We start from the raw sequence: 24,300 nt of genomic DNA, 5'->3' as shown, positions 1-24,300 counted from the left end.
AGATAAGGGCTACCGCCAGCGTCAAGGACTTGGCGCCCTAGAGGACTGGTATTTCTACGCATTAAAAATGCTAGAACTACTGGCGCAAGCCAAGTTTTGTTTTATTTTAAGCTGATTATAAATATATAACCATGGAAATACTATTTAATAATTGAAATTAGTAAAACTTGCTTAAATATATATATTTGAGTATAATCTTAAAAGGAGTTGTTGTGCGGCTTGTGCTATGCACTACTCTATTTGAAGTAGTGCTTTTTCATGTCATATTATGACCGGAACTAAAAATTCAGGAGGTGAAAAGATGGTAGATGAAGAAAAAAAATTGAATATAATACCCCTTGGTGGATTAGGTGAAGTTGGAAAGAACATGTTTGTAATACAGTATAATGGGCAGATAATGGTTATTGATGCAGGCCTGACTTTTCCAGAAGATGAAATGCTGGGAGTAGATGTTGTTATTCCAGATTTCACTTACTTAATAGAGAATAGGGAAAAAGTAAAAGGTATTATTCTCACTCATGGACATGAGGATCATATAGGGGCTTTACCATTTATACTTAAAGAACTAGATGTACCTGTCTATGGGACCAAGCTGACGTTAGGATTGGTAAAAACCAAGCTCAAAGAAAGTGGTATCAACAATGCCCAATTAAATATTATCAAACCAAGAGATAATATCCATATAGGGGCCTTTAAGATAGAGTTTTTTAGAGTAAGTCACAGTATTGCAGACTCTATAGGTTTAGCCGTACATACACCTGTTGGCACCATTTTGCATACTGGAGATTTTAAGGTGGATCACACTCCAGTTGACGGAGATGTTATGGACTTTGCAAGGCTATCCCAAATCGGAGAAAAAGGCGTACTAGTAATGCTATCTGATAGTACAAATGCCCAAAGACCAGGGTATACAATGTCTGAGAAAGCTGTTGGTGAAACCTTTGATGAAATATTCAGGAATTCCCAGGGGAGAATAATTGTAGCTTCCTTTGCATCTCATGTTCATCGTTTACAACAGGTTATTTCAACTGCATACAAGTATGATCGAAAAGTGGCTGTGGTAGGTAGAAGCATGGTAAATGTTGTAAATGTAGCTCATGAACTAGGCTATATGGATATACCTGACAATACTTTAATAGATATTGATGAGGTAATTAATTTGCCTTTAAATAAGGTTGTTATCATGACTACCGGCAGCCAGGGAGAACCGATGTCAGCCTTAACTAGAATTGCTATGAATGATCATAGACGTTTAGAAATTATTCCAGGAGATACTGTAATAATATCAGCAACTCCCATCCCTGGAAATGAAAAAACGGTAGCTAGAGTAATTGATCAGCTCCATAAAGCTGGTGCTGGAGTTATTCATGAGGCTATCTCAGGTATACATGTTTCTGGACATGCCAGTCAAGAGGATTTAAAACTGATGTTTAATCTTGTAAAGCCAAAATACTTTATTCCCGTACATGGGGAATATAGTATGCTGATCAAGCATGCTGAAATTGCAAAGACCATGGGAATTCCTGCCGAGAATATTTTTGTTGTAGAGAATGGACAAATAATAACATTAGATAAAAAAACCGGTTATGTTAAAGGCAGGGTTCAAGCTGGTAGAGTTTTGGTTGATGGCTTGGGTGTAGGAGATGTAGGAAACATAGTCTTGCGTGACAGAAAGCAGTTGTCCCAGGATGGAATACTAATAATGGTGGTTACCTTGGACAAACAAACAGGCAAGGTTCTTGTAGGGCCAGATATTGTATCCAGGGGATTTGTTTATGTACGAGAATCTGAAGAATTAATGGAAGAAGCCAAGGAAAAAGTTAAACAATGCTTGGAGAAATGTGGGCAAAAGAATATTACTGAGTGGTCATCTATTAAATCCAATGTTAAAGAAGTACTTAGTAAATTTTTATACGAAAAAACACGCAGGAAACCAATGATTTTACCAATACTTATGGAGGTATAAAAATACATGGATAAACCCATGTATTTTTTTCTTTTCATAAAAGTATACTACATATAGATGTAAAAAAAGTAGGGGGTAAATATGAACGATAAATTTACTATTAAAAATCCAACAGAAATCTTAACCTGTGACCCAAATACAAATCCTAATATTAATCCAAATAACCCCGATACCAATCCCAACTTTAAACCCAATGTAAATGTACCCATGCCTAACAGCAATCCCAAAAAACAAAAAAAGAAAGTAAAGGCAAATAAAAGCAACAATCTTAAGGAATTTGGACAAATTGAAATTCCTGATGCTCCAAACAATGTACATTGTATAACCATAGTTGGGCAAATTGAAGGGCATATGGTAATGCCTCCACAAAATAAAACTACCAAATATGAACATATTATTCCCCAGTTGGTGGCCCTTGAACAAAATCCCAACATAGAAGGGGTTCTAATTGTTTTGAACACAGTAGGGGGAGACGTTGAAGCTGGATTGGCTATAGCAGAAATGTTAACAAGCATGTCTAAAGCAACTGTATCACTGGTTTTAGGAGGAGGACACAGTATAGGGGTCCCAATTGCAGTTGCAAGTGACTACAGCTTTATTGCAGAGACTGCAACAATGACTATTCATCCTATTAGGCTCACGGGACTTGTAATTGGAGTACCACAAACATATGAATATCTGGATAAAATGCAGGAGAGGGTGGTTGGATTTGTATGCAAGCATTCAACAATTAGACCTGAAAGATTTAGAGAGTTAATGTTTAGAACAGGAGAGCTTGCCAGGGACATTGGTACTATTTTGGTTGGAAAGGATGCAGTTAATGAAGGCCTGATTAATGAAGTTGGAGGTATTGGGCAAGCCGTAATGAAAGTAAACGAGTTAATACAAAACCGAACCATGATGAACTCAATGGGGGGGCATTAAATGGTAATATATACACCCTTGCTTATGGAAGAGGTGCTAAGGGATTATGATAAAATTAAAGATTTAAAAGAGATAAATTACCAGGGAAGAAGATTACAGGTTGAAATGCTGGATAACGGTCAGTATAGGATAGCCCGTATCTTAAGCTCAAGTCCACAAGATTTTTTAGATCCTAAATTACAACCAGGTACAATATTACAAAATGGGGTACTAGAGTAGTTGTTAGATGTATATACAAACTATATTGATGGCATTTTTGCGTGATAGGGAACAATCTTGGGTTCCCTTTTTTTACTTATGTGGCGGCAAGGAACAGGAATTTTAATATGGTTAACTTTTAATACCTGTGATATAATTTATGAGGCTTTAAGTATACACTCATAGGGAGAGAAACACTCATGGAAATATTTTTTGGATTTGTCGGTGGATTAGCCATCTTTATTTATGCCATGCAGTCAATGGCTGATGGGTTACAAAAAACTGCTGGAGATAAAGCCCGAAGAGTTTTGGAAGTGCTAACAGGCGTCCCAGTTGTGGGGGTGATTATGGGTGCATTTGTTACTTCTTCCATACAAAGCAGTAGTGCTACTACGGTCATGGTTATTAGCTTTGTAAATGCTGGCCTGATGACCTTGAAACAGGCTGTTAGTGTACTTATGGGAGCAAATATTGGTACTACTATTACAGCTCAGCTTATTTCATTTAAGCTTACCAACTATATTTTTCCAATAATATTTATAGGGTTTCTGCTGCACTTTTTGGGCAGAAAGAAAAGGGCTAAATATGTGGGACAAGTTATCTTTAGTTTTGGGCTTTTATTACTAGGTCTGGGCTTAATGCAAACAGCCATGGCACCTTTAAAGGACTACCCCCAATTTGTTGGTGCAATTCAGCAGCTCAGCAAATATCCCCTTCTAGGAGTACTTGTTGGTATAGTTACAACCGCACTAGTACAATCAAGTAGTGCAACTATTGCCATTCTTATTGCCTTGGCTTCTCAAGGATTAATACCTATTGAAGCTGCTATTCCAGTCCTTCTAGGAGACAATATTGGAACATGTGTAACCGCACTATTGGCCTCCATAGGTGCTAATTTATCAGCCAAAAGAGCTGCTGCGGCCCATGTTATATTTAATGTTGTGGGTACCATTATTGTTCTTATTTTAATGCCATTATTTATGCAATTTGTTATGCTTGTTTCACCACCGGATCTGGTTGCTAGACAAATTGCTAATGCCCACACCTCCTTTAATGTTATTAATACATTAATCTTCTTGCCTTTGATCAATCTTTTTGTAAAGGTCATTATCCGAGTGGTTCCTGGGTCAGAAGAAGTTATTACCTCTACTGGACCTGTATACCTTGACGATAGAATGCTGAAGGCACCTACCCTGGCCTTGGCTTTAGCAACTAAAGAAATAATTAGAATGGCAAATCTTGCAAGGGATAATGTGAGCATGGCCATGGAAGGCTTTTTTAAAGGAGACAACGCCATCTTAGATGAAGTAATCAAAAATGAAGAGATTATAGACCAATTGGAAAAGGATATAACTTTTTATCTTTCTAAAATTTCCCAAAAGAGTTTAACAAGTGCTTCTTCAAGGAGGCATACAGGCTTATTGCATGCAATTAATGATATTGAAAGGGTAGGAGACCATGCGGAGAATATTTCCCAGCTAGCCCGAATAAAAATCAATGAAAGGCTTCCTATATCAGAATTTGCTTTAGAGGAACTAGAAAAGATGACTAAGCTGTCACTTGAAGCATATACAACTGCCATTCGTGCTTTAGAGGATGATAGCATGACCCTGGCAGGGAGAGCTGTAGAATTGGAAAGCGAAGTTGACACCATGGAAAGGGCTTTGCGAAAGAATCATATTAGGCGTCTAAATTCTGGAAAGTGCCATGCTGGGTCTGGGGTGGTGTTTTTAGATATTATCAGTAACCTGGAAAGAATAAGTGACCATTCCCACAATATTGCAGAGGTAGTTCTGGGGGAACTATAAGGGGGAAATCTTAGTGTCTTATATAGAAGCTATTCTTCTAGGCTTGATTCAAGGTTTAACTGAGTTTTTACCTGTGAGCAGTTCTGGACATCTGGTCATATTAAGCTCTGTTTTAGGTGTAGATACAGAGGGTTTGACCTTTGAAGTTCTGGTGCATTTTGGAACTTTGATTGCCGTATTAGTTGTTTTTAAAGATGATATTATTAGCTTAATTCGTAATCCCTTCCAAAAGCTAACACTATTAATAATAGTAGGAGCAATACCAACAGCTATAATGGGCCTGGCATTTGAGGATACCTTTGAAAGAATGTTTGGCTCACTTCATATAGTTGGATTTACTTTATTAATAACGGGGGCTTTATTGTGGATAGCTGAAACAATTAAGGGCAATAACAAAGGCTTCAAGCAGATGAAGTATAGGGATGCTGTAATAGTTGGTATTGCCCAGGGTGTGGCCATTACTCCTGGAATTTCAAGATCTGGTTCAACTATAGCCATGTCCTTAATATTAGGATTAGATAGAAGGACAGCTGCAAGATACTCTTTTCTATTAGCTATACCAGTAATACTTGGAGCAACTCTTCTAAAAACTAAAGAGCTAATAACTGAACCAGCCATTACAGCCTTTTATGGGCCATATCTAGCTGGAACCATTGCTGCTGCTTTATCAGGATATGCAGCAATAAGAATACTGTTAAGGTTCCTGCAAGAGGGTAAGTTGAAATACTTTTCAGTTTATTGCTGGCTAGTAGGAATAGTGTTAATACTATTAACTACCATAAATTAACAAAACAATTAGCCTCCTTTGATAGGAGGCTTAAATTGTGGTAATATTACTAAATACTAAAGGATTTGTAAAGGATATGTAGAAATATGATTTGAGGTGAGAATATGCAAATCTGGGAGAGAATCAAAGAAGAATCCCGTAATGAAGTAATGGCCATCTTGTGGCTGGCATTTGCAGCTTTAAGTGGTATTAGTATATATATTATGGATAAGGGAGTAGCTTTTACATCAAACTACCTCATTGGTTTTTTTGGTTTGTTTATATCCCGTATATTTACTGGTTTAGTGGGACAAGCCAAATATCTGGTGCCACTATTAATGGTCATATATGCAGTTATGCTTTTTAGAAACAAGAAGGTTTCAAGCATGTCAAATCAAGGTTTTGGAATAGTGTTAGCATTTATTACAATTACCACTGCCTTACATATAAATATAGCTCATAACTACGTTTCAATTAAGGATTTTTTTCTTGATTCCATGGGAGGAATAGGTGGCGGAGTTGTTGGTGCAACTTTTTCTATTTTAATAATGACTGTTTTTGGCATCTTTGGCAGCTATATAGTAATTTTTACATGCTTGGTCCTGTCCTTTATGCTTATTACTAATACTCACCTTCTGGGTCTGTTATCTACTATAATAGGATTATTTAAAAATTGTTTTATTAAGCTGGGCAATGGAGTTTCTCAATTCCTTTTTGACGAAGAAGACACCTCCAAGACAAATATACAATTAAAAAAGAATAATAAAAAGGTTAAACCTAAGATTGTACCAGTTGTTCATATGTATAATGAAAGTAAGGAAGAAATCAAACCTGAGAACTATGAAAATGACAAAACAGAACATGTTTCTCTAGAAGAAGATATAATTAATGCTAATTATGAAGATGTTTCTGATAGAATACCTGGGTTATACAACAATGCTGCAAGTGAGTTTACCCTGCCTCCCATTTCATTATTACAAAGAAATATTAAATTAAAGAATCCAAGGATGAATAAGGATATATCTGAGAAGGTTAAGCAATTAGAGGATACCCTGTCGAGCTTTGGAGTTAATGGAAAGGTTTCACAAGTAAGTTGCGGTCCTGCAATAACCAGATTTGAAATACAACCGGAAACTGGAACTAAGGTTAGCAAGATAGTAAACTTATCAGATGACATTGCATTAAATCTTGCAGCCTCCCAGGTGCGCATTGAAGCACCTATCCCAGGTAAGGCTGCAGTTGGAATTGAAGTTCCCAATAAGGAAGTTGCAGTAGTTGGCTTCAGGGATGTTTTAGAGAGTCCTGAGTTTTTAGAAAACCCCTCCAAGGTTACTGTTGGACTGGGTATGGATATAGCTGGCAAGGTAGTAGTTGCAGATTTATCTAAAATGCCTCACCTATTGGTAGCTGGTGCTACCGGTTCTGGTAAAAGTGTATGTATGAACTCAATTATATGCAGCTTATTATATAAAGCTCTACCTACTGAGCTGAAGCTGTTAATTATAGATCCCAAGATGGTGGAGCTCACAAATTTCAATGGAATTCCTCATCTCATAGCACCTGTTGTAACAGATTCAAAGAAAGCTGCTACGGCTTTACGTTGGATGGTTAATGAAATGGAAAATCGATACGAAATGTTTGCCGCTGCAGGTGTAAAGGATATAACCCGCTTTAATAATTTAAAAGCACAACAGGACCCTGATGGGCAGAGTCCTGCTCTTCCATATATTGTAATATTAATAGACGAGTTGGCGGATCTAATGATGGTAGCTCCAGCTGATGTGGAAGATGCAATATGTCGATTAGCACAAATGGCAAGAGCAGCAGGGATTCACCTGGTTGTAGCAACTCAAAGGCCTTCTGTTGATGTAATAACTGGCCTAATTAAGGCTAATATACCATCTAGAATTGCCTTTGCAGTATCCTCGCAAATTGATTCGAGAACCATATTAGATATGGGAGGTGCGGAAAAGCTACTAGGACAAGGTGATATGCTGTATTTTCCTATAGGAGCATCAAAGCCCATTAGGGTTCAAGGAGCATATGTTTCGGACAAAGAGGTTGAAAAGATTGTAAAGTTCTTAAAGGTTCAGGGAGCTCCTGAATATGAGAATGTTCTCGAAGAAAAGGGAACTCCCAAAAAGCAATTAGAATTAGATGATGAGCTGCTGCCTGAAGCAACTAGAATCCTCTTGGAAAGCAACCAAGCTTCCATTTCCTTATTACAAAGGAGACTACGAATAGGTTACACACGAGCAGCTAGATTAATCGACATAATGGAGGAAAAGGGAATTGTTGGGGGATATGAGGGGAGCAAACCAAGAGCAGTATTGATTGACTGGGAAGAATACAAGGACATGTTTAAAAAATTTTAATCCTTTATTAACCTGCAGGAGATTCTCTAGCAATGAAGAAAACCTATTATGTTGAATACTATAGAGATTTCACTTAATATGTAAAAAAGGGGGCTTTTAAGTGTCGGGTGTAGGTGAAAAGTTAAGGGAGCAAAGGATTAAATTAGGCCTAACCTTACAAGAAGTGGAAGAAAAAACCAAAATAAGAAGGTTTTACATTGAGGCCATGGAAAATGAAGATTATAAATCTTTACCAGGAAAAGTTTATATAATAGGCTTTTTGAGGAGTTATTGCAAGATTTTAAAGATTAATCCCAATGAAATAATAGATGAGTTTAATACATCTTGGCCTGACACAGATAATGTGACAAACTATGTAAAAGAAGCAGCTTTAAGAGAAAAAAAAGCTCCCAAGATAAATTTTAATTACAGCAAAATGTTGAGGTTTGGAATACTTATTCTGGCCGTTGTAGTTTTATTAGGTGTGAATAAATTATGGAATAAACCTATGCTTGTTCCACCACCCCAGGACCCTATAATAACCCAACCAAATGATAATAATGGAGAAGAAACACCTGGTGAAACAGGTGATGACCTTGCTGTTGAGCCAGAGCCTGTCTATACTGGTGTTAATATTGAAGTTATACCTGTAAGGGGAGACTGCTGGTTGGAAGTTACCATAGATAATGAAATTGTTTTTTCAGGTATACTGCGTCAGGGTGAAGATAAACTAGCTTTCCAGAGTGAAAATGAGATTCATATTAGATTTGGAAATGCAGGGGCAGTCGATATAGTGTACAATGGTAAGTTATTAGAACCAATAGGCAATATGGGTGATGTAGTTAGAAAAACCTTTGCAGTGGATGAGTAAATTTGAAGGAGCTGTGTTATGTCTTTAAAGGTAGCATTAATCACACTAGGATGTGCAAAAAATACAGTAGATTCGGAAGTAGTAAAGGGAATGCTCATAAGTGGTGGATTTGAGTGGCAGGAAAAAACAAGCAATGCGGATGTTGTTCTTATTAATACATGTGGATTTATTAGGGATGCCAAGGAACAATCCATTGAAACAATATTAGGTGTAGTTGCAGAGAAAAATACCTCTCAAAAAGTAGTTGTATTTGGCTGCCTTGCCCAAAGATACTCAAAAGAAATTGAAAAGGAAATTCCAGAGGTTGATGGTATCATTGGAAATGATCAATTAACCAGGATGCCCGATATTTTAAAAAGCCTTTTTTTACAAGAAAGGGTGTTAGAAGTTAAGAACTCCAATGAATTTGTCAGAGAGGGCTTTATTAATAGGGAAAGGGTAGAAGATGGTTTTTACAGTTATCTTAAAATAGCAGATGGGTGCGATAACCTATGTTCTTACTGTGTCATACCCCTGGTAAGGGGAAGGTACAGAAGTAAAATGCCTGATGATGTAATACAGGAAGCTAAATATCTGGTCAATAAAGGTGTTAAAGAAGTTATCCTAATTGCCCAGGATATTGGTGAATACGGTAAAGATATTGACCCTAAATATAACCTACCTCGTCTGTTAAAAGACTTAACAAGTATCAAAGATTTAGATTGGGTTAGGCTCTTATATTGTTATCCAAATCATTTAACTGATGATTTGCTTTATACCATTGCATCTGAAAAGAAAATTTGTAATTATCTAGATCTTCCTCTGCAGCACATAAGTGATAACGTATTGAAAAAAATGGGGAGAACCTTTTTAAGGGAGGACATATATGGTTTAGTTTCAAAAATAAAAAAAATCTTGCCTGATGTGGCCCTTCGTAGTACATTTATTGTAGGTTTTCCAGGGGAAACCAGCAGGGATATAGAAATTCTAAGCAACGGCTTAAAGGATTTAAAGCTTACATGGAGTAGTTTTTTCACCTATTCAAGAGAAGAAGGAACTCCTGCTGCAAAAATGGCCAACCAGCTGCCGGAGGGGGCTAAATTAGAAAGATTATCACTTGTTAAGGAAATACAGCATGGTGTAACAATTGAAGAGATAAAGAAGTATATTGGTAAGAGGCTGCCGGTATTAATTGAAGAAAAGATACCTAATGAAAAGGACTGGTACCTGGGGAGAAGCTATGTGCAGAGCCCAGAGATAGATGGGCAGATATATGTGAATATTAAAGAAAATATACAAAACAAGATTGGTGTAATAATACCTGTAGATATAATAGGTTCTACTAACATTGATTTGATAGGAGAGGTTACAGATGAATCTTGCCAATAGAGTTACCTTGGCTAGAATATTTTTGGTTCCAATCTTCATGTTTTTTATATTAATTAGAATTCCCCTTGGTGAATATATAGCGGCTGCAATTTTTGTACTGGCAGCCAGTACAGACGGATTAGATGGATATATAGCCCGGGCCAGGAAGGAAGTAACTAAATTTGGGAAATTGATGGATCCTCTTGCAGATAAACTATTGGTTTCAGCAGCTTTAATATCTCTGGTAGAAATAGATCTAGTACCAGCTTGGATAGCAGTAGTTATTATTGGAAGGGAATTTGCAGTGACGGGTCTAAGATCTATTGCGGCAAGTGAAGGTATTGTAATATCTGCAAGTAAATTAGGCAAGTTTAAGACTGTAACCCAGATAATAGCCATAGTTGCAATAATACTAAATGATTTTTTTGTTAATATTATAGGGATACCATTCAACATTGGGGAGATTTTTATTTATATTGCTGTTATTTTTACCTTGTGGTCTGGTGTTGATTATTTTGCAAAGGGTTGGCAGGTATTAAAGCTTAATAAATAAATTGTTTTTGTAGGGTATAATAGTACTAGTCATGTGGAAATAAATCCATGTGGCTTTTTTTGTTCCATCTATTTCATAAGGATATATATATCTAAATGCGTTATAATGGACAATGTACTAAATTACAGGATAGGGGGAGGAACATAAATGAGGATTAAAGGGTTTAGCCTGCCTGTAATAATAATAGCTTTTATTTTAACACTAGGTATACTAATATCAATCAACTGGGTTTATACCGAAATGGCAATTAAAAAACCTCTTGGTCAACAGCTATCTGAAGTTGATGGAGTAAAGGGTTATACAATTGAAAATGGTCCGGAAAAAATGGTGTTAACTGTAGAGCTGGGTCTTGTAGATAACATTGAGACCTCCTATATGTCTTTAAGTGAAATTGCCCAATCCCATTTTAAGAATAGCGAAGGATACGAATTTAGAATAATAGATAATCCAAATAAGCAGCTGATAACCCTATGGAATGAAATACAATACTATGCACACCAATCTTTAGTTCAGGGGGATTTTGTGACTTTGAAAGAAAGCTTGGAAAGTATAGCAAAAGACAATGAAGGTGTAAATTATCAAGTGCATATTAATGAAACTCACCTATTTATTCAGGTCCAATCCCATGACGAGTATATATATAGAATTTTAGAGAGAACTAAATAATCTATTAATGGGAGAGGTTTAGTATGGTAAAAGAAATTATTATTGGTATTACTCTAGCATTAATGATATTTTTAGCCATTGAGGGATACAATATTTTTCCAATTTTTATAATAGCTGCTTTTGGAGGAATGCTGTTTTTTATTCTTAAAAGAAACGGCGTATTAAATACTGCAGGAGGAAAAAGAGTTGTAAACTCGTCTGCAATTCAATTTGATGATATTGGCGGGCAAAAAAGTGCCAAGCAGGAATTAAGGGAGGCCTTAGATTTTATTGTCAAAGATAAGGATATATCCATGATGGGCATTCGACCATTAAAAGGACTATTGTTAACAGGCCCCCCAGGAACTGGAAAAACCCTTTTAGCAAAAGCAGCAGCAAATTATACAGAAGCAGTATTTATCTCTGCAAGTGGCAGCGAGTTTATAGAAATGTATGCTGGTGTCGGGGCTCAGAGGGTAAGAAATCTTTTTAAAAAAGCTGAAGAAACTGCACTTAAAGAGAACAAGAAACGAGCAGTAATCTTCATAGACGAGATAGAAGTCTTGGGAAGTAAGCGTGGACAAAACAGTAATCATATGGAATACGATCAAACATTAAATGAACTACTGGTTAAAATGGATGGACTTGACAGCAATAATCTGGAAGTTAAAATATTGATGGTTGGTGCTACTAATAGAATTGATATGCTTGATGAGGCTCTACTGCGACCTGGCAGATTCGATCGAGTAGTACGGGTAGATTTGCCCGATAAAGATGCCAGGATGCAGATATTACAGATTCATACAGGTAACAAGCCGCTAGGAGACGATGTGGATTTGAGTCAGATAGCCAAGGATACCTTTGGTTTTTCAGGAGCTCATTTAGAAAGTGTAGCCAATGAAGCTGCTATATTAGCTTTAAGAGAAAAGAGTAATATCATAAAACAAAAGCATTTTGAGGAAGCAGTTGACAAAGTAATGCTTGGAGAAAAAACTGATAGAAAACCTTCCAAACAAGAAAGATACCGTATAGCAGTACATGAAATAGGACATGCAATTATTAGTGAGTATGTAAGACCTGAATCTGTATCACATATAACCATTACCTCTAGAGATAGTGCCCTGGGTTATATGCGGCAAAAACCCGTAGAGGATATGTATTTATATACTAAGGATTATTTGGAGAGCCAAATTAAAATTCTTCTAGCTGGAGCTGCAGCGGAAATGATAATTCTAAAATCTAAAAGTACAGGGTCTGGAAATGACTATAATGAAGCTCTAAAAATGGTTAAAAGAATAATCTTTAACGGAATGTCTAGTCTTGGCATTGTCAGTCCGAAGGACATTAGTAAAAGTTTATTAGCCAAACATTGCCAGAAAATTTTAAAGGAACAGGAAGATGCTGTAAATCATATATTAGAGGCAAATCTTCAGCCCTTAACTAGGCTTAGTAAAAAGCTTATGGATGATGAATACCTTAATGGAGAAGAATTAAGAAAACATTTAAATAATACTGAAGCTAGTATCCATTAACCTATAACAAATGTTTGTTATAGGTTCTTTTTTATGCTATAAATTTATTAAATATACAAAAGATAAGGAGAAGGATAAGGTGAACACTTTACAATGCTTAATAAATCTTTTAAAAGAAAAGGGACTAAAAATTGCAGTGGCTGAGTCCTGTACTGGAGGCCTGCTTGGCGGGGCTTTAACAAGTATGCCAGGAAGCTCAGAATTCTTTGAGATGGGAATAATTGCATATAGCAATAAATCAAAGATTAAGTTACTTGGAATTAGGGATGCTACAATACATGAGTATGGTGCAGTTAGTGAAAACACAGCCAAGGAGATGGCTATTAATATAAAAAATACTGCCGGTACCCATATTGGAGTTAGTATAACTGGAATTGCTGGACCAGGTGGCGGCAGCAGGGATAAGCCAGTTGGTCTGGTGTATATTGGAATTTCCATGGAGGACAATACTTACATATACAAGCATTGCTTTGGAGGAGACAGGGCAAGTATAAGGAAACAGTCTGTTTTATCTGCTTTAGAACATATACTCTCGTTACTTGTGGAAGAAAGGTGAACACATGATCTCAAAGGAAACATGGTTGGTACTCATATTAATTGTTACAACAACATTTACCTTTGTTACCCTTTTTGGTGATATGAGCTTTAACATAAAGGGTTTTGAGTTTAGGTTGTCCTTGGAAATATTTGACCATGGACTAACGGAAATTAACATTCCACCAGTTGGAATTATTAGTGCTAAAACCCATCAAACACCAATAAAACTTGGGGTAACCCTGACCAATATTGATATAGACTTGTTGCAACAGCTTATTGATAATCCTATTGACCAGGCTGAGCTTGTAGAAATGGTTATTAGAGAGGTTAGGTGGAGTGTAGGTGTATTCATGGCAAGGATGCTTTTAGTTGCAGTTATTGGTGGAGCTTTTGCCATGCTTTTACTACATAGAAGGGATATGTTTGACTATTTGAAAGCTGCTTTAATGGGATTTGCTATTATGGCCATTCTTTTAACAGGTACTTTTTACACTTATAATATTAATGAGTTTTCCAATCCCCAATATAGGGGTATAATTAAAGCTGCTCCATGGATGATAGGATTTGCTCAAGATGCATTTGTTAAAGTGGATCAATTGGGTGAGCAGCTACGGATTACAGCTGACAATTTGTACGAGCTATTTGAAAAGGTTGATCTAGTTAGGCCAATAGGGGAATTTGCAGATACTATTAAGATACTTCATGTTTCTGATATTCATAATAATCCGGCTGCTTATGACTTTATACAACAGGTATCTGAAAGCTTTGAGGTAGACATGATTATTGATTCAGGGGATATATCTGATTTTGGGAGCCCATTGGAGACACTTTTACTTGAAAGATTAAATGACTTTACCTTACCATATCTTTTTGTAGCCGGAAATCATGACTCACCAGAAATTATATCTGCGATGGAGCTTATAGACAATGTTATTGTTATAAATGACGAAATTGTAAAAGTTAAAGGGTTTAATATTATGGGAATTCATGATCCTGCATCAGTTTCTACTATATTAGTCCCGCCAAATGAAGACATGGTATTTAATTATATACAAAAGGCTGAATTAATATTAAAAGAAGCTGATACTATTCCTGATATTTTTGTTGTCCACCATCCTCATATAGCAATGGCATTTGCTAATAAGATTCCAGTTATATTGCATGGGCATCGTCACAGGGTTACCATAATAACTGAGGAAGAAAGTGTTATAATTGATTCAGGAACCACAGGTGCTGCCGGTATTAGAGGGCTACAAAGCAAGACTGAGGTTCCCTATAGTGTTGTTTTATTACACTTTATAAAAAGTGATCATGAAGAAAAAAACGTATTAAGAGCAGCAGATGTGATTAAAATTTTTGACTTAGAAGGGGGATTTAATATACAAAGAACCATTTTTGATTAAATATGACTAGACAATACTAAAAAGATATTGAGCTAAATAATTTGTAAATTGTTGACAGTATGCGCCATTTAAAATATAATTTAGAAAGAACAATTGTTTGGTTATAATCCATGAGAGGGGAGACTATATTGATGTCTGATAAGGAACAAGCTTTAAAGGCTGCTTTAGGACAAATAGAAAAGCAGTTTGGCAAGGGATCCATTATGAAACTGGGTGAGGCTAGTGCAAAGATGAATATTGAGGCTATTTCATGCGGTGCTATTTCCCTTGATCTGGCTCTAGGGATAGGGGGCATCCCAAGGGGAAGAATCATAGAGATATTTGGACCTGAATCCTCTGGAAAGACAACAGTTGCATTACATGTCATTGCCGAAGCTCAGAAAAAGGGGGGCATAGCAGCTTTCATAGATGCTGAGCATGCATTAGACCCTACATATGCTAAAAATCTTGGTGTTGATATAGATAATTTACTAATCTCACAACCCGATACAGGTGAACAAGCATTAGAGATTGCTGAGGCCCTTGTAAGGAGTTCAGCAGTTGATGTGATTGTGGTGGATTCTGTAGCAGCATTAGTACCTAGGGCAGAGATTGAGGGGGAAATGGGAGATGCCCATGTGGGTTTGCAGGCAAGATTAATGTCACAGGCATTGAGAAAACTAGCTGGTTCAATAAATAAATCCAAGACTGCTGCGATATTTATTAACCAGCTCAGAGAAAAAGTTGGAATTATGTTTGGCAATCCCGAAACTACTCCTGGGGGCAGAGCCTTAAAGTTTTATTCTTCTGTTAGATTAGAAGTAAAAAGAATAGATACAATTAAAAATGGCACTGACATGGTTGGGAGCAGGACAAGGGTCAAGGTTGTAAAGAACAAGGTAGCTCCGCCCTTTAGACAAGCAGAGTTTGATATTATGTATGGCCAGGGCATATCAAAAGAGGGTGACATTATAGATGTTGCAACTGAAATGGATATAATTAATAAAAGCGGTTCTTGGTATTCATATGAGAAGGAGCGTTTAGGGCAGGGTCGTGAAAACGTAAAGGAATTTCTTATGAATAATAAAAATATACTAGAAGAAATTGAGAATAAAATTAAAGAAGAGTTTAAAAAAAGGGTCAGTCCTAATACAGTATCTTGATTCTTGACAAGTCAAAAAAAAACAAATACAATTGAGAGGTAAGAAGCTATGATTAGAAACACTACCAATCAATGGTTTTATATATAAACATTAAAATAATAGCTGAGGACTGTTTGTTATTGACTCTTATCTAAAATAAAAAAGTCTTCTATATTAAATATGTGTTGGTAGTAGTGTTTCTATACCGAGTTTTCTTTATGCTCGGTTTATTTTATGTTAGCAAAATAGAAGCAATAGGAGGTGAATGAATATTTCTTTAGATAGAATAATTATATTTATTGTAATAGTTGTTATATCTTTACTAATTGGCTATTTGATTAGAAAATATATAGCAGAGGCAAAGATTACTTCTGCAGAAGAAGCTGCAAAAAAGATAGTAGAAGATGCACAAAAAGATGCAGAAGCAAAAAAAAGAGAAGCAATTTTGGAAGCGAAGGAAGAAGTTCATAAGCTGAGAAATGAGCTTGAAAGAGAAAGCAAGGATCGAAGAAATGAACTCCAAAGACTAGAAAGAAGATTAGTTCAAAAAGAAGAGTCATTAGATAAGAAGATAGACTCAATTGAGAAAAAAGAAGATTTTTTACAAAAGAAAGAAAATGAAGTTGAGGATATTAGGAAAGAGCTTTTAGAAGCATCTGAAAAACAAAAAGAGGAACTAGAAAAAATTTCTGGTATGACTTCTGAAGAGGCTAAACAAATATTATTAGGTAATGTGGAAAAAGAAATTAAACACGAAATGGCTATATTGATTAAAGATTTAGAAAATCAGGCTAAGGAAGAAGCTGATAAGAAAGCAAAAGAGATAATATCTCTTTCAATTCAAAGATGTGCCGCAGACCACGTGGCTGAGACTACAGTGTCCGTGGTAGGACTTCCAAATGATGAAATGAAGGGACGTATTATCGGGCGAGAGGGTAGAAACATAAGAACTTTAGAAACCCTTACTGGTATCGATTTAATTATCGATGACACGCCAGAAGCTGTAATTTTATCAGGATTCGATCCTATTCGTCGTGAAGTAGCTAGAATAGCTTTGGAGAAATTAATACTTGATGGTAGGATTCACCCTGCTCGCATTGAAGAAATGGTGGAAAAAGGTAAAAGAGAAGTTGAGCAGAGAATTCGAGAAGAGGGAGAACAGGCTACCTTTGAGACAGGCATTCATGGTTTACATCCAGAGTTGGTTAAACTACTAGGGCGCTTACACTACCGTACAAGCTATGGTCAAAATGTGCTCAAGCATTCAATAGAAGTAGCTCATTTAGCCGGCACCATGGCTTCAGAATTGGGTGTGGATGTTCAGTTAGCAAAAAGGGCAGGACTCCTTCATGATATAGGCAAGGCTGTTGACCATGAGGTGGAGGGTCCACATGTCCAGCTCGGAGTGGATTTAGCTAAAAAATATAAGGAATCTCCTGCAGTTATTCATGCAATAGCTGCTCACCATGGGGATATTGAAGCTCATAGTATTGAGGCCGTTTTAGTGCAGGCAGCCGACACTATTTCAGCTGCAAGACCAGGTGCACGCAGGGAAACTTTAGAATCTTATATTAAAAGGCTGCAAAAGCTTGAGGAAATAGCAGATTCATTTGAAGGTGTTGAAAAGTCCTATGCTATACAGGCAGGACGCGAGGTTAGAATTATGGTTAAGCCTGATAAGATAGACGATTTGCAGGCAGTTACTTTAGCAAGAGACCTGGTTAAAAAGGTTGAAGAGGATTTAGAATATCCAGGCCAAATTAAGATTGTAGTTATTCGAGAAACAAGAGCGGTAGATTATGCAAAATAACGGTCCTACAGACCGTTATTTTCTCTTTCTGGAAGTTTTATCTTATATAAAATATTAACTGCCTTGCAGGAGTTTTTGGAGAGTGTGAAGAAAAGAATATAAGATTATTACAGGCTTAAAGTGAGAAGCAAAAGGGAGTGATGGTAAATTGTCTTTAAGGTATAAAAGTGGGCAGCAGGTATCTGATAGTGTAAGCTTATTAATATCTATGCTTGTTAGATATCCAGAGATTAGCAGCATATGCTGTGAGCCCAACACAAAGGAGATTAAATTCACGTTCTTATTAAATGACAATGAGAATAATATAAATGAGTTTTCCAAATTAATAAATAAATGTCTAAGTACACTTTTCTACTTAAAAAAGGGGGAAGTAATTAATCCCTTTAACATAAAATACAGCACTTGTGGAAAATTAACGGTACTAGATATATATCGAAAATTGGACAACCTTTCAGCTCAAGAGCTTAACTTAATAATTTCTTTAACACAGGACTATTTTAAGGATTCTCTGGTTGTTGAAGTAGAAGAATTAACCAAGGAGGATCAGCTGTTTCAAGAGGATTTAATTGGTGCAATGTTAGATAACCTTGGTCATGAACTGACCAATCAAAAACTCTTTGCATTTAGGGAAGAAGGAAGAGTAATGGTTTTTAATAAATAATTAGGATTCTCGGAGGGTTAGAAATTTGAGGTTTTTATTTATTGGTGATATTGTTGGGAGACCAGGCAGAAATATTGTCAAAAGCATGCTGCCGCAGCTTAAGGTAGAGTGCAGCCCTGATGTTGTTATAGTAAATGCAGAAAATGCTGCAGGAGGGAATGGGTTAACAGAGCAGGTGGCAAACGAGCTTTACAATGATGGTGTTGACTTTATAACCCTAGGAAATCATGTCTGGGATAAAAAGGATATCTTGGACTTTATTGATAGAGAAGAAAGAATTGTTAGACCTGCAAATTATCCCCCTGGAACTCCCGGTAAAGGCTACAAGGTTTTTACCAAAAATAACATTAAATTGTCTGTAATAAACCTTCAAGGGCGTGTATATATGCAGGCCTTGGAATGCCCATTCCGGACCATGGATAATATACTGGCACATATAGCTAATCAAACTAATATCATTATTGTAGATATTCATGCAGAAGCAACATCTGAGAAAATGGCATTAGGATATTATTTAGATGGTAAGGTTTCTGCTGTTTTAGGAACTCATACCCACATACAAACTGCTGATGATAAAATCTTGCCAAAAGGTACCGGATACATAACTGATGTTGGCATGACTGGTCCTTATGAATCTATATTAGGAATAAAAAAAGAAAATATTATTGCACGGTTTTTAACCCATATGCCTAATCGTTTTGAAGTTGCTACAGGCACATCACAATTAAATGCAGTTATTCTTGAAGTTGATAATGTGACAGGGAAAGCAGTCAGTATTGAAAGGCTTCAAAAATATTGTGACTAAATTTAAAATAAATCTTTCAAAAAAAGGATTTTTTTAAACTGAGAAGAATATATTGAATTTAGAAGGGTATCCAATATTCAACGAAACTCAACGAAACAATTAAGGGAGGTTTAGTTAATGGATGTATTGAAAGTTTCAGCCAAATCAAGTCCAAATTCTGTAGCAGGTGCCTTAGCAGGAGTTTTAAGGGAAAAGGGGGCTGCTGAAATGCAAGCCATTGGAGCAGGGGCGCTTAATCAGGCAGTTAAAGCAGTAGCAATAGCAAGGGGATTTGTAGCTCCTAGTGGAATCGATCTAATTTGTATACCCGCATTTACAGACATCTTAATAGATGGCGAAGAAAGGACCGCTATTAAGCTAATAGTTGAACCAAGATAAATTTATTTTAAAATGAACTCTTTATGCCTGTTTATTCCTTAAGGGATAGACAGGTTTTTAGTTTCATAACTTATTACAATTCAACTGATAAGGGGGCAATAGCAATGAATTTATTTAAAATTGTAGATAGCCATTGCGATACCTTATTAAAAATCAATTCAGGTGAAACAAACTTTTTTAAAAATGGCAGTTCTCATGTGGACCTGCCAAAGATGATTAATGGTGGTGTATTTATACAGTTTATGGCTGTATATGTACACCAACATTATAAACCTGGTCTAAGTCTAAGAAGATGCCTGGAACTGATAAATACCTTCTTAGAGATTGCCAGTGGTCCACAGCTCATACATATAAAAAATAAGGAGGACATAGGACGCCTATTGTCTAGTGAAAAGAAAATTGGATTATTACTTTCTTTAGAAGGAGCAGAACCTATTGAAAATATGGCAATACTGGACATTTTTTTTCACCTGGGTATAAGATGCATAGGAATAACCTGGAATAATAGAAATATGCTGGCTGATGGCTGCAATGAAACTGGCGGCTTGACTCTTTTTGGTAAAGAAGTCATTAGTAAAATGTCTGATTTAGGGATATTATGTGATGTTTCCCATTTGTCTCAGGCAAGCTTTTGGGACGTTATACAGATTACAAGGAAGCCTATTATTGCATCCCATTCTAACTGCCACGCTTTATGCCATCATCCAAGAAATCTGAATGATAGTCAAATTAAGGAACTTGCACAAACAGGTGGTGTCATCTGTATTACCTTTTATCCAGATTTTATAGGCCTAAACCATGATCTAGTTTCAATTATCAAACATATAGCTCATGTGTGTGAATTGGTTGGAGTAGAGCATGTTGGCATAGGCTCAGACTTTGATGGTGCAGAATTTTCAATTGCTAACCTAGAAGACTCTTCAAAATTAACAAATCTAGTAAAGGGACTTAAAAAAAGTGGCTTTCATAACCAGGAGATTGAAAAGATTATGGGAAACAATATAATTAATCTTTTAAAAAACACTCTTCCAGGAGGTAATTATGGGAGCTGACTTACATGTTCATACAACAGCATCAGATGGCACATTAAAGCCTGGCCAATGTATTAAAATGGCAGTTTCTCTTGGTCTAGAGGCAATTTCTATAACGGATCATGATACAGTTGGAGGCCTGGAGGAAGCTTTTCAAGAAGCTATAAAATACCCTGGTTTTACCTTTGTGCCGGGAATAGAAATAAGTACTGATTATTATAATACTGAGGTTCATGTCCTTGGGTATTATATAAATCATAACTGCAAAAGTCTTAATGATTTTTTACAAGAAATGAGGTTGGAAAGGGAGGAAAGGTGCAAAAAAATAATTAACAGATTAAAATCAATTGGAGTAAATGTATTTTATGAAGACTTAAAGAATTATACAAAAGAAGGTACAATTGGAAGACCTCACATTGCCCAATTAATAGTAAAATCAGGATATGGAGTGAACCTTCAGGATGCTTTTGATAAATATCTAGTGAAGGGTCGACCAGCTTATGTACCAAGAAAAAAAATAACACCTGCACAAGCAATAGAAATAGTTAATAAAGCCAGGGGGCTGCCTGTATTGGCTCATCCCATTTTTTTAGGAAATAGAAAACAAATAATCAATGTGTTAGAGCAGGGTTTCATTGGAGTAGAGGTTGAGTATCCAAACCAATCACTAGAATTTAAAACTTGGTTAACCTTAAAAGCTCATAAAATGGGTTTAGTCACTACTGGTGGATCAGATTTTCATGGGGATATTAAGGGAACACAATTAGGTGATTTTAAAGTTGGATTTTCAATAGTAAAACAGCTACAAAAACTAAAAAGGGAGAGAAACTAATGCAGTTTTCAAAAAGGATTGAAAGAATGGAAACATCCATTTTTTCTCATATGAATACATTAAAGAATCAAGTTGAGGCAAAAAAGGGTATAAAGGTAATCAACCTTGGAATTGGAAGCCCAGATAGACCTCCATTAAATGCAATAAGACAAGCTATTAGTGAGAGTGTCATGGGTGATGATGAATACAGATATCCATTAACTGACGGAACTGAAAGCCTTCGTATAGCTATAGCAAATTGGTATCTGGATAGATTTAATGTCAGGTTAGACCATGAAAAGGAAGTGTTGGTCTTAATGGGTTCCCAAGATGGATTGGCTCATGTATGTCAAGCCATATTAGACCCTGGTGATATTGCCCTGATTCCTGACCCTGGTTATCCAGTTTATACTGCAGGTGTTATTTTGGCAGATGCAATAAAATATCCATTGGCCTTAACCCAGGAAAACAATTTTTTCCCAAAATATGAGGACATTCCTGAGGAAATATGTAAAATGGCCAAGATGATGTTTTTAAATTACCCTGGCAATCCTATTCCTGCTCCTGGAACTCTAGAATTTTTTAAAGAAACGGTAAGATTTGCAGATGAAAACTCAATAATTGTCTGCCATGACAACGCCTATTCGGAGTTAGCTTACGATGGGTTTTTGCCCCCAAGCTTTCTGCAAGTAGAGGGTGCAAAGGATGTAGGGGTTGAATTTCATTCATTTTCAAAAACCTTCAATATGGCTGGTTGCAGGATTGGCTTTGTAGTTGGTAATAGTAAAGTAATTACTGCTTTAACAAATGTTAAGGCTAATATTGACTATGGGGTTTTTCTGCCTATTCAACATGCAGCAGAAGTTGCATTAAAAAACTATAAAGAATGGGTTGCCAATAACTGTGTATTATATCAAAGGAGAAGAGACATATTGATTAGTGGTTTAAAATCATTAGGCTGGAATGTGGATAAACCAAAAGCTTCTATGTTCCTATGGGCTCAATTGCCCCAGGGCCATAGTTCAAGCCAACATTTTGCTGAACAACTTTTAGAAGAAGCTGGGGTATTACTTATTCCTGGTACAGCATTTGGGAAACATGGTGAAGGATATGTAAGAATAGCTCTTGTACAGGAGGAGGATTTGTTATTAGAGGCAGTTCATAGAATAAAATCCTTTTTAAAATAAGCAATAATTCTGCTTCACCCGAATATACTTATACAAAATACTAAGATTTCTCATTAATAGGGGGACTGTAGTGGATTATCTTAAACAGGATTATTTAGTAAAGAAAATTGAAGAATTAGAAGAAAAAATCCACCAGTTAAGGGTAAGCAGAAGAATTTTAATGAACCTTATAGAAAACATTGAAAGAGAGAAAAATCTCACTATTAGCCAGTTAGCCAAAGAAAACAAAAAGTTAAAGCTGGCTAATGCAAGATATGCCAAGAGGCTGCTGGATTTAAGGAAAAACTCTGTTATTCATAAAGACGATAGATTTGGTTAAACTAGCTGTAAACATGAAAGGAGGTTTAGTGATTGCAGGATGATTTTGTGTCTAGAGCTCCATGGAGTTTACAGCCTAGTTTAAAGGAAATGACTGAGGAAGTTGGCATAGACTTTAATGCCTTTATTAAATGTCTAAAAGACAAGAAAAATGACTCTGAAATGGCACAAGAGCTTGGAGTCAGCACAAAAACAATAGGATATCTAAAAGAACACTTTGAGAAATATGGCGTTCACTCAATTGTTGGGCAGGATTAGATTTAATTTTCCTGTCCTATATTATAATGTCAGAAAATTTGTATTATTATTCATTAGTATTGAGGGGGCAATATACGGTATGGAGAGGAGAAATATATATTACAAGGTCTTAGAGTATCCTGTAGTACAATATATTACTTTGAGAAGAAGAATACTATATGAAGAAATCTTAAATGAGAGGATATATAATAACCGTATTGATGTAAGAATGATTCAGACCCAGTCAGAGTTGAATAGCTATACTAAATATTATAATATTGATTACTATAACAAGGACATTGATTATAATAATAATGTGGTAGTAATTTCCATTAATTATTCCATTGATGACACTAAATATAGAACTAATAGGATATATACTTTTGGCGATGTAATAAATGGTAAAATACAGATATCCAGCATTTCAAAAGATCTTTTTTACCGAAAGCACTTATACTTTCTATGTTACAATTGGAAAGGAGAAAAAATACCTCTTCAGAGGCAAGTATATATTCTCAAATAAGCTGTTGCCTCCATTTAAGGAGGCTATTTATTATTGGTCATTTAGTTGTCTTAATTGAGATTAAATGATAAAATATACTTTAAAATATATGGGAAGTGCTAATAAATGTTTTCAAAATTACTGTTGATCTTTATAGGAATACCGCTTTTAGAGCTCGTATTGCTCCTGCAAATTGGACAACTCATTGGGGTAGGGTATACAGTATTAATGATAGTAATAACTGGCTTTCTTGGAGTTCTCCTAGCCAAGCACCAGGGATTTTTGGTTATTAGGGAACTGCGAAACACTCTAGCCTATGGTCAGATGCCTGGAGAAGCTATTCTAGATGGTATTTTCGTATTAGTTGGTGGAGTGGTGTTACTTACGCCAGGTTTTATAACGGATATATTTGGATTTTTATGCTTGCTGCCAGGTTCAAGGAAGGTATTTAAAACATACATTAAAAAGCTTCTTAGATACTATTTAGCTACAGGCCAGGTGAGAATAATAATAAAATAACTAGATTTTAGGAGGG

The 24,300-nt window shown here is 36.1% G+C and carries 25 protein-coding genes; all 25 read left to right on the top strand.

Annotated features, from left to right (window positions below; all coding sequences use genetic code 11):
• Positions 1–301: 301 nt before the first annotated feature.
• The 25 genes from K364_RS0106265 to K364_RS0106145 all read left to right on the top strand — a co-directional run bounded on the left by K364_RS0106265 (position 302) and on the right by K364_RS0106145 (position 24,284).
• Positions 302–1,966 carry a ribonuclease J gene (locus K364_RS0106265; protein ID WP_028307303.1) on the top strand — a complete coding sequence of 555 codons (1,665 nt, stop codon included), beginning with the start codon at positions 302–304 and terminating at the stop codon, positions 1,964–1,966.
• A gap of 207 nt (positions 1,967–2,173) precedes the next feature.
• Positions 2,174–2,890: a ClpP family protease gene (locus tag K364_RS0106260; protein ID WP_156946457.1), complete on the top strand. Its 717-nt coding sequence runs from the start codon at positions 2,174–2,176 to the stop codon at positions 2,888–2,890.
• Positions 2,891–3,109 carry a YlzJ-like family protein gene (locus K364_RS0106255; protein WP_028307301.1) on the top strand — a complete coding sequence of 73 codons (219 nt, stop codon included), beginning with the start codon at positions 2,891–2,893 and terminating at the stop codon, positions 3,107–3,109. It begins immediately after the preceding gene.
• 179 nt (positions 3,110–3,288) lie between these two features.
• Positions 3,289–4,896, top strand: coding sequence for a Na/Pi cotransporter family protein (locus K364_RS0106250; protein ID WP_028307300.1), 1,608 nt, complete (start codon positions 3,289–3,291; stop codon positions 4,894–4,896).
• 13 nt (positions 4,897–4,909) lie between these two features.
• Positions 4,910–5,683 carry an undecaprenyl-diphosphate phosphatase gene (locus K364_RS0106245; protein WP_028307299.1) on the top strand — a complete coding sequence of 258 codons (774 nt, stop codon included), beginning with the start codon at positions 4,910–4,912 and terminating at the stop codon, positions 5,681–5,683.
• A 104-nt stretch (positions 5,684–5,787) separates the two neighbouring features.
• Positions 5,788–8,037: an FtsK/SpoIIIE family DNA translocase gene (locus K364_RS0106240; protein WP_028307298.1), complete on the top strand. Its 2,250-nt coding sequence runs from the start codon at positions 5,788–5,790 to the stop codon at positions 8,035–8,037.
• Positions 8,038–8,137: 100 nt separating this feature from the next.
• Positions 8,138–8,887 carry a helix-turn-helix domain-containing protein gene (locus K364_RS0106235; protein ID WP_028307297.1) on the top strand — a complete coding sequence of 250 codons (750 nt, stop codon included), beginning with the start codon at positions 8,138–8,140 and terminating at the stop codon, positions 8,885–8,887.
• An 18-nt stretch (positions 8,888–8,905) separates the two neighbouring features.
• Complete coding sequence (rimO, locus tag K364_RS0106230; protein WP_028307296.1) at positions 8,906–10,255, top strand: 30S ribosomal protein S12 methylthiotransferase RimO; 1,350 nt, start codon at positions 8,906–8,908, stop codon at positions 10,253–10,255.
• Positions 10,239–10,787: a CDP-diacylglycerol--glycerol-3-phosphate 3-phosphatidyltransferase gene (gene pgsA / locus K364_RS0106225; protein ID WP_028307295.1), complete on the top strand. Its 549-nt coding sequence runs from the start codon at positions 10,239–10,241 to the stop codon at positions 10,785–10,787. Before rimO ends, pgsA begins: the two co-directional genes overlap by 17 nt.
• 147 nt (positions 10,788–10,934) lie before the next feature.
• On the top strand, positions 10,935–11,453 hold the full coding sequence (locus K364_RS0106220) for a hypothetical protein (RefSeq protein ID WP_028307294.1): 519 nt from the start codon (positions 10,935–10,937) through the stop codon (positions 11,451–11,453).
• A gap of 23 nt (positions 11,454–11,476) precedes the next feature.
• A complete protein-coding gene (locus K364_RS0106215; protein WP_028307293.1) occupies positions 11,477–12,964 on the top strand; it encodes an AAA family ATPase in 1,488 nt (495 codons plus the stop codon).
• 79 nt (positions 12,965–13,043) lie between these two features.
• Complete coding sequence (locus tag K364_RS0106210; RefSeq protein ID WP_028307292.1) at positions 13,044–13,520, top strand: CinA family protein; 477 nt, start codon at positions 13,044–13,046, stop codon at positions 13,518–13,520.
• A gap of 4 nt (positions 13,521–13,524) precedes the next feature.
• On the top strand, positions 13,525–14,904 hold the full coding sequence (locus K364_RS0106205; protein WP_035268288.1) for a metallophosphoesterase family protein: 1,380 nt from the start codon (positions 13,525–13,527) through the stop codon (positions 14,902–14,904).
• 131 nt (positions 14,905–15,035) lie between these two features.
• Positions 15,036–16,046, top strand: coding sequence for a recombinase RecA (recA, locus tag K364_RS23040; RefSeq protein WP_035268283.1), 1,011 nt, complete (start codon positions 15,036–15,038; stop codon positions 16,044–16,046).
• A gap of 244 nt (positions 16,047–16,290) precedes the next feature.
• The gene (rny, locus tag K364_RS0106195; protein ID WP_028307290.1) at positions 16,291–17,835 is read left to right on the top strand and encodes a ribonuclease Y; all 1,545 of its coding nucleotides are present in this window, start codon (positions 16,291–16,293) and stop codon (positions 17,833–17,835) included.
• Positions 17,836–17,983: 148 nt separating this feature from the next.
• On the top strand, positions 17,984–18,496 hold the full coding sequence (locus K364_RS0106190; protein WP_028307289.1) for a hypothetical protein: 513 nt from the start codon (positions 17,984–17,986) through the stop codon (positions 18,494–18,496).
• Positions 18,497–18,521: 25 nt separating this feature from the next.
• Entirely contained in the window at positions 18,522–19,301 is a 780-nt protein-coding gene (locus tag K364_RS0106185; protein ID WP_028307288.1) for a TIGR00282 family metallophosphoesterase, read from the top strand.
• 117 nt (positions 19,302–19,418) lie between these two features.
• Positions 19,419–19,679, top strand: a complete 261-nt coding sequence (locus tag K364_RS0106180; protein WP_028307287.1) for a stage V sporulation protein S — start codon at positions 19,419–19,421, stop codon at positions 19,677–19,679.
• A gap of 104 nt (positions 19,680–19,783) precedes the next feature.
• Positions 19,784–20,731: a dipeptidase gene (locus tag K364_RS23035; RefSeq protein ID WP_035268279.1), complete on the top strand. Its 948-nt coding sequence runs from the start codon at positions 19,784–19,786 to the stop codon at positions 20,729–20,731.
• Positions 20,721–21,542, top strand: a complete 822-nt coding sequence (locus K364_RS0106170; protein WP_028307286.1) for a PHP domain-containing protein — start codon at positions 20,721–20,723, stop codon at positions 21,540–21,542. The genes K364_RS23035 and K364_RS0106170 overlap by 11 nt, the downstream gene beginning before the upstream one ends.
• Positions 21,542–22,708, top strand: a complete 1,167-nt coding sequence (locus K364_RS0106165) for an aminotransferase class I/II-fold pyridoxal phosphate-dependent enzyme (RefSeq protein ID WP_028307285.1) — start codon at positions 21,542–21,544, stop codon at positions 22,706–22,708. Before K364_RS0106170 ends, K364_RS0106165 begins: the two co-directional genes overlap by 1 nt.
• 70 nt (positions 22,709–22,778) lie before the next feature.
• Complete coding sequence (locus K364_RS23030) at positions 22,779–23,027, top strand: hypothetical protein (RefSeq protein ID WP_035268276.1); 249 nt, start codon at positions 22,779–22,781, stop codon at positions 23,025–23,027.
• 32 nt (positions 23,028–23,059) lie between these two features.
• On the top strand, positions 23,060–23,284 hold the full coding sequence (locus tag K364_RS0106155) for a histidine kinase (RefSeq protein ID WP_028307284.1): 225 nt from the start codon (positions 23,060–23,062) through the stop codon (positions 23,282–23,284).
• A 79-nt stretch (positions 23,285–23,363) separates the two neighbouring features.
• A complete protein-coding gene (locus tag K364_RS0106150) occupies positions 23,364–23,786 on the top strand; it encodes a hypothetical protein (RefSeq protein ID WP_028307283.1) in 423 nt (140 codons plus the stop codon).
• 105 nt (positions 23,787–23,891) lie between these two features.
• Complete coding sequence (locus K364_RS0106145) at positions 23,892–24,284, top strand: FxsA family protein (RefSeq protein WP_028307282.1); 393 nt, start codon at positions 23,892–23,894, stop codon at positions 24,282–24,284.
• Positions 24,285–24,300: the final 16 nt, after the last annotated feature.

Source organism: Desulfitibacter alkalitolerans DSM 16504, assembly GCF_000620305.1.
GTDB classification, from domain to species: domain Bacteria; phylum Bacillota; class DSM-16504; order Desulfitibacterales; family Desulfitibacteraceae; genus Desulfitibacter; species Desulfitibacter alkalitolerans.
Note: the sequence above shows the minus strand (reverse complement) of the source record. Positions and strands in the feature narration are given on the sequence as shown.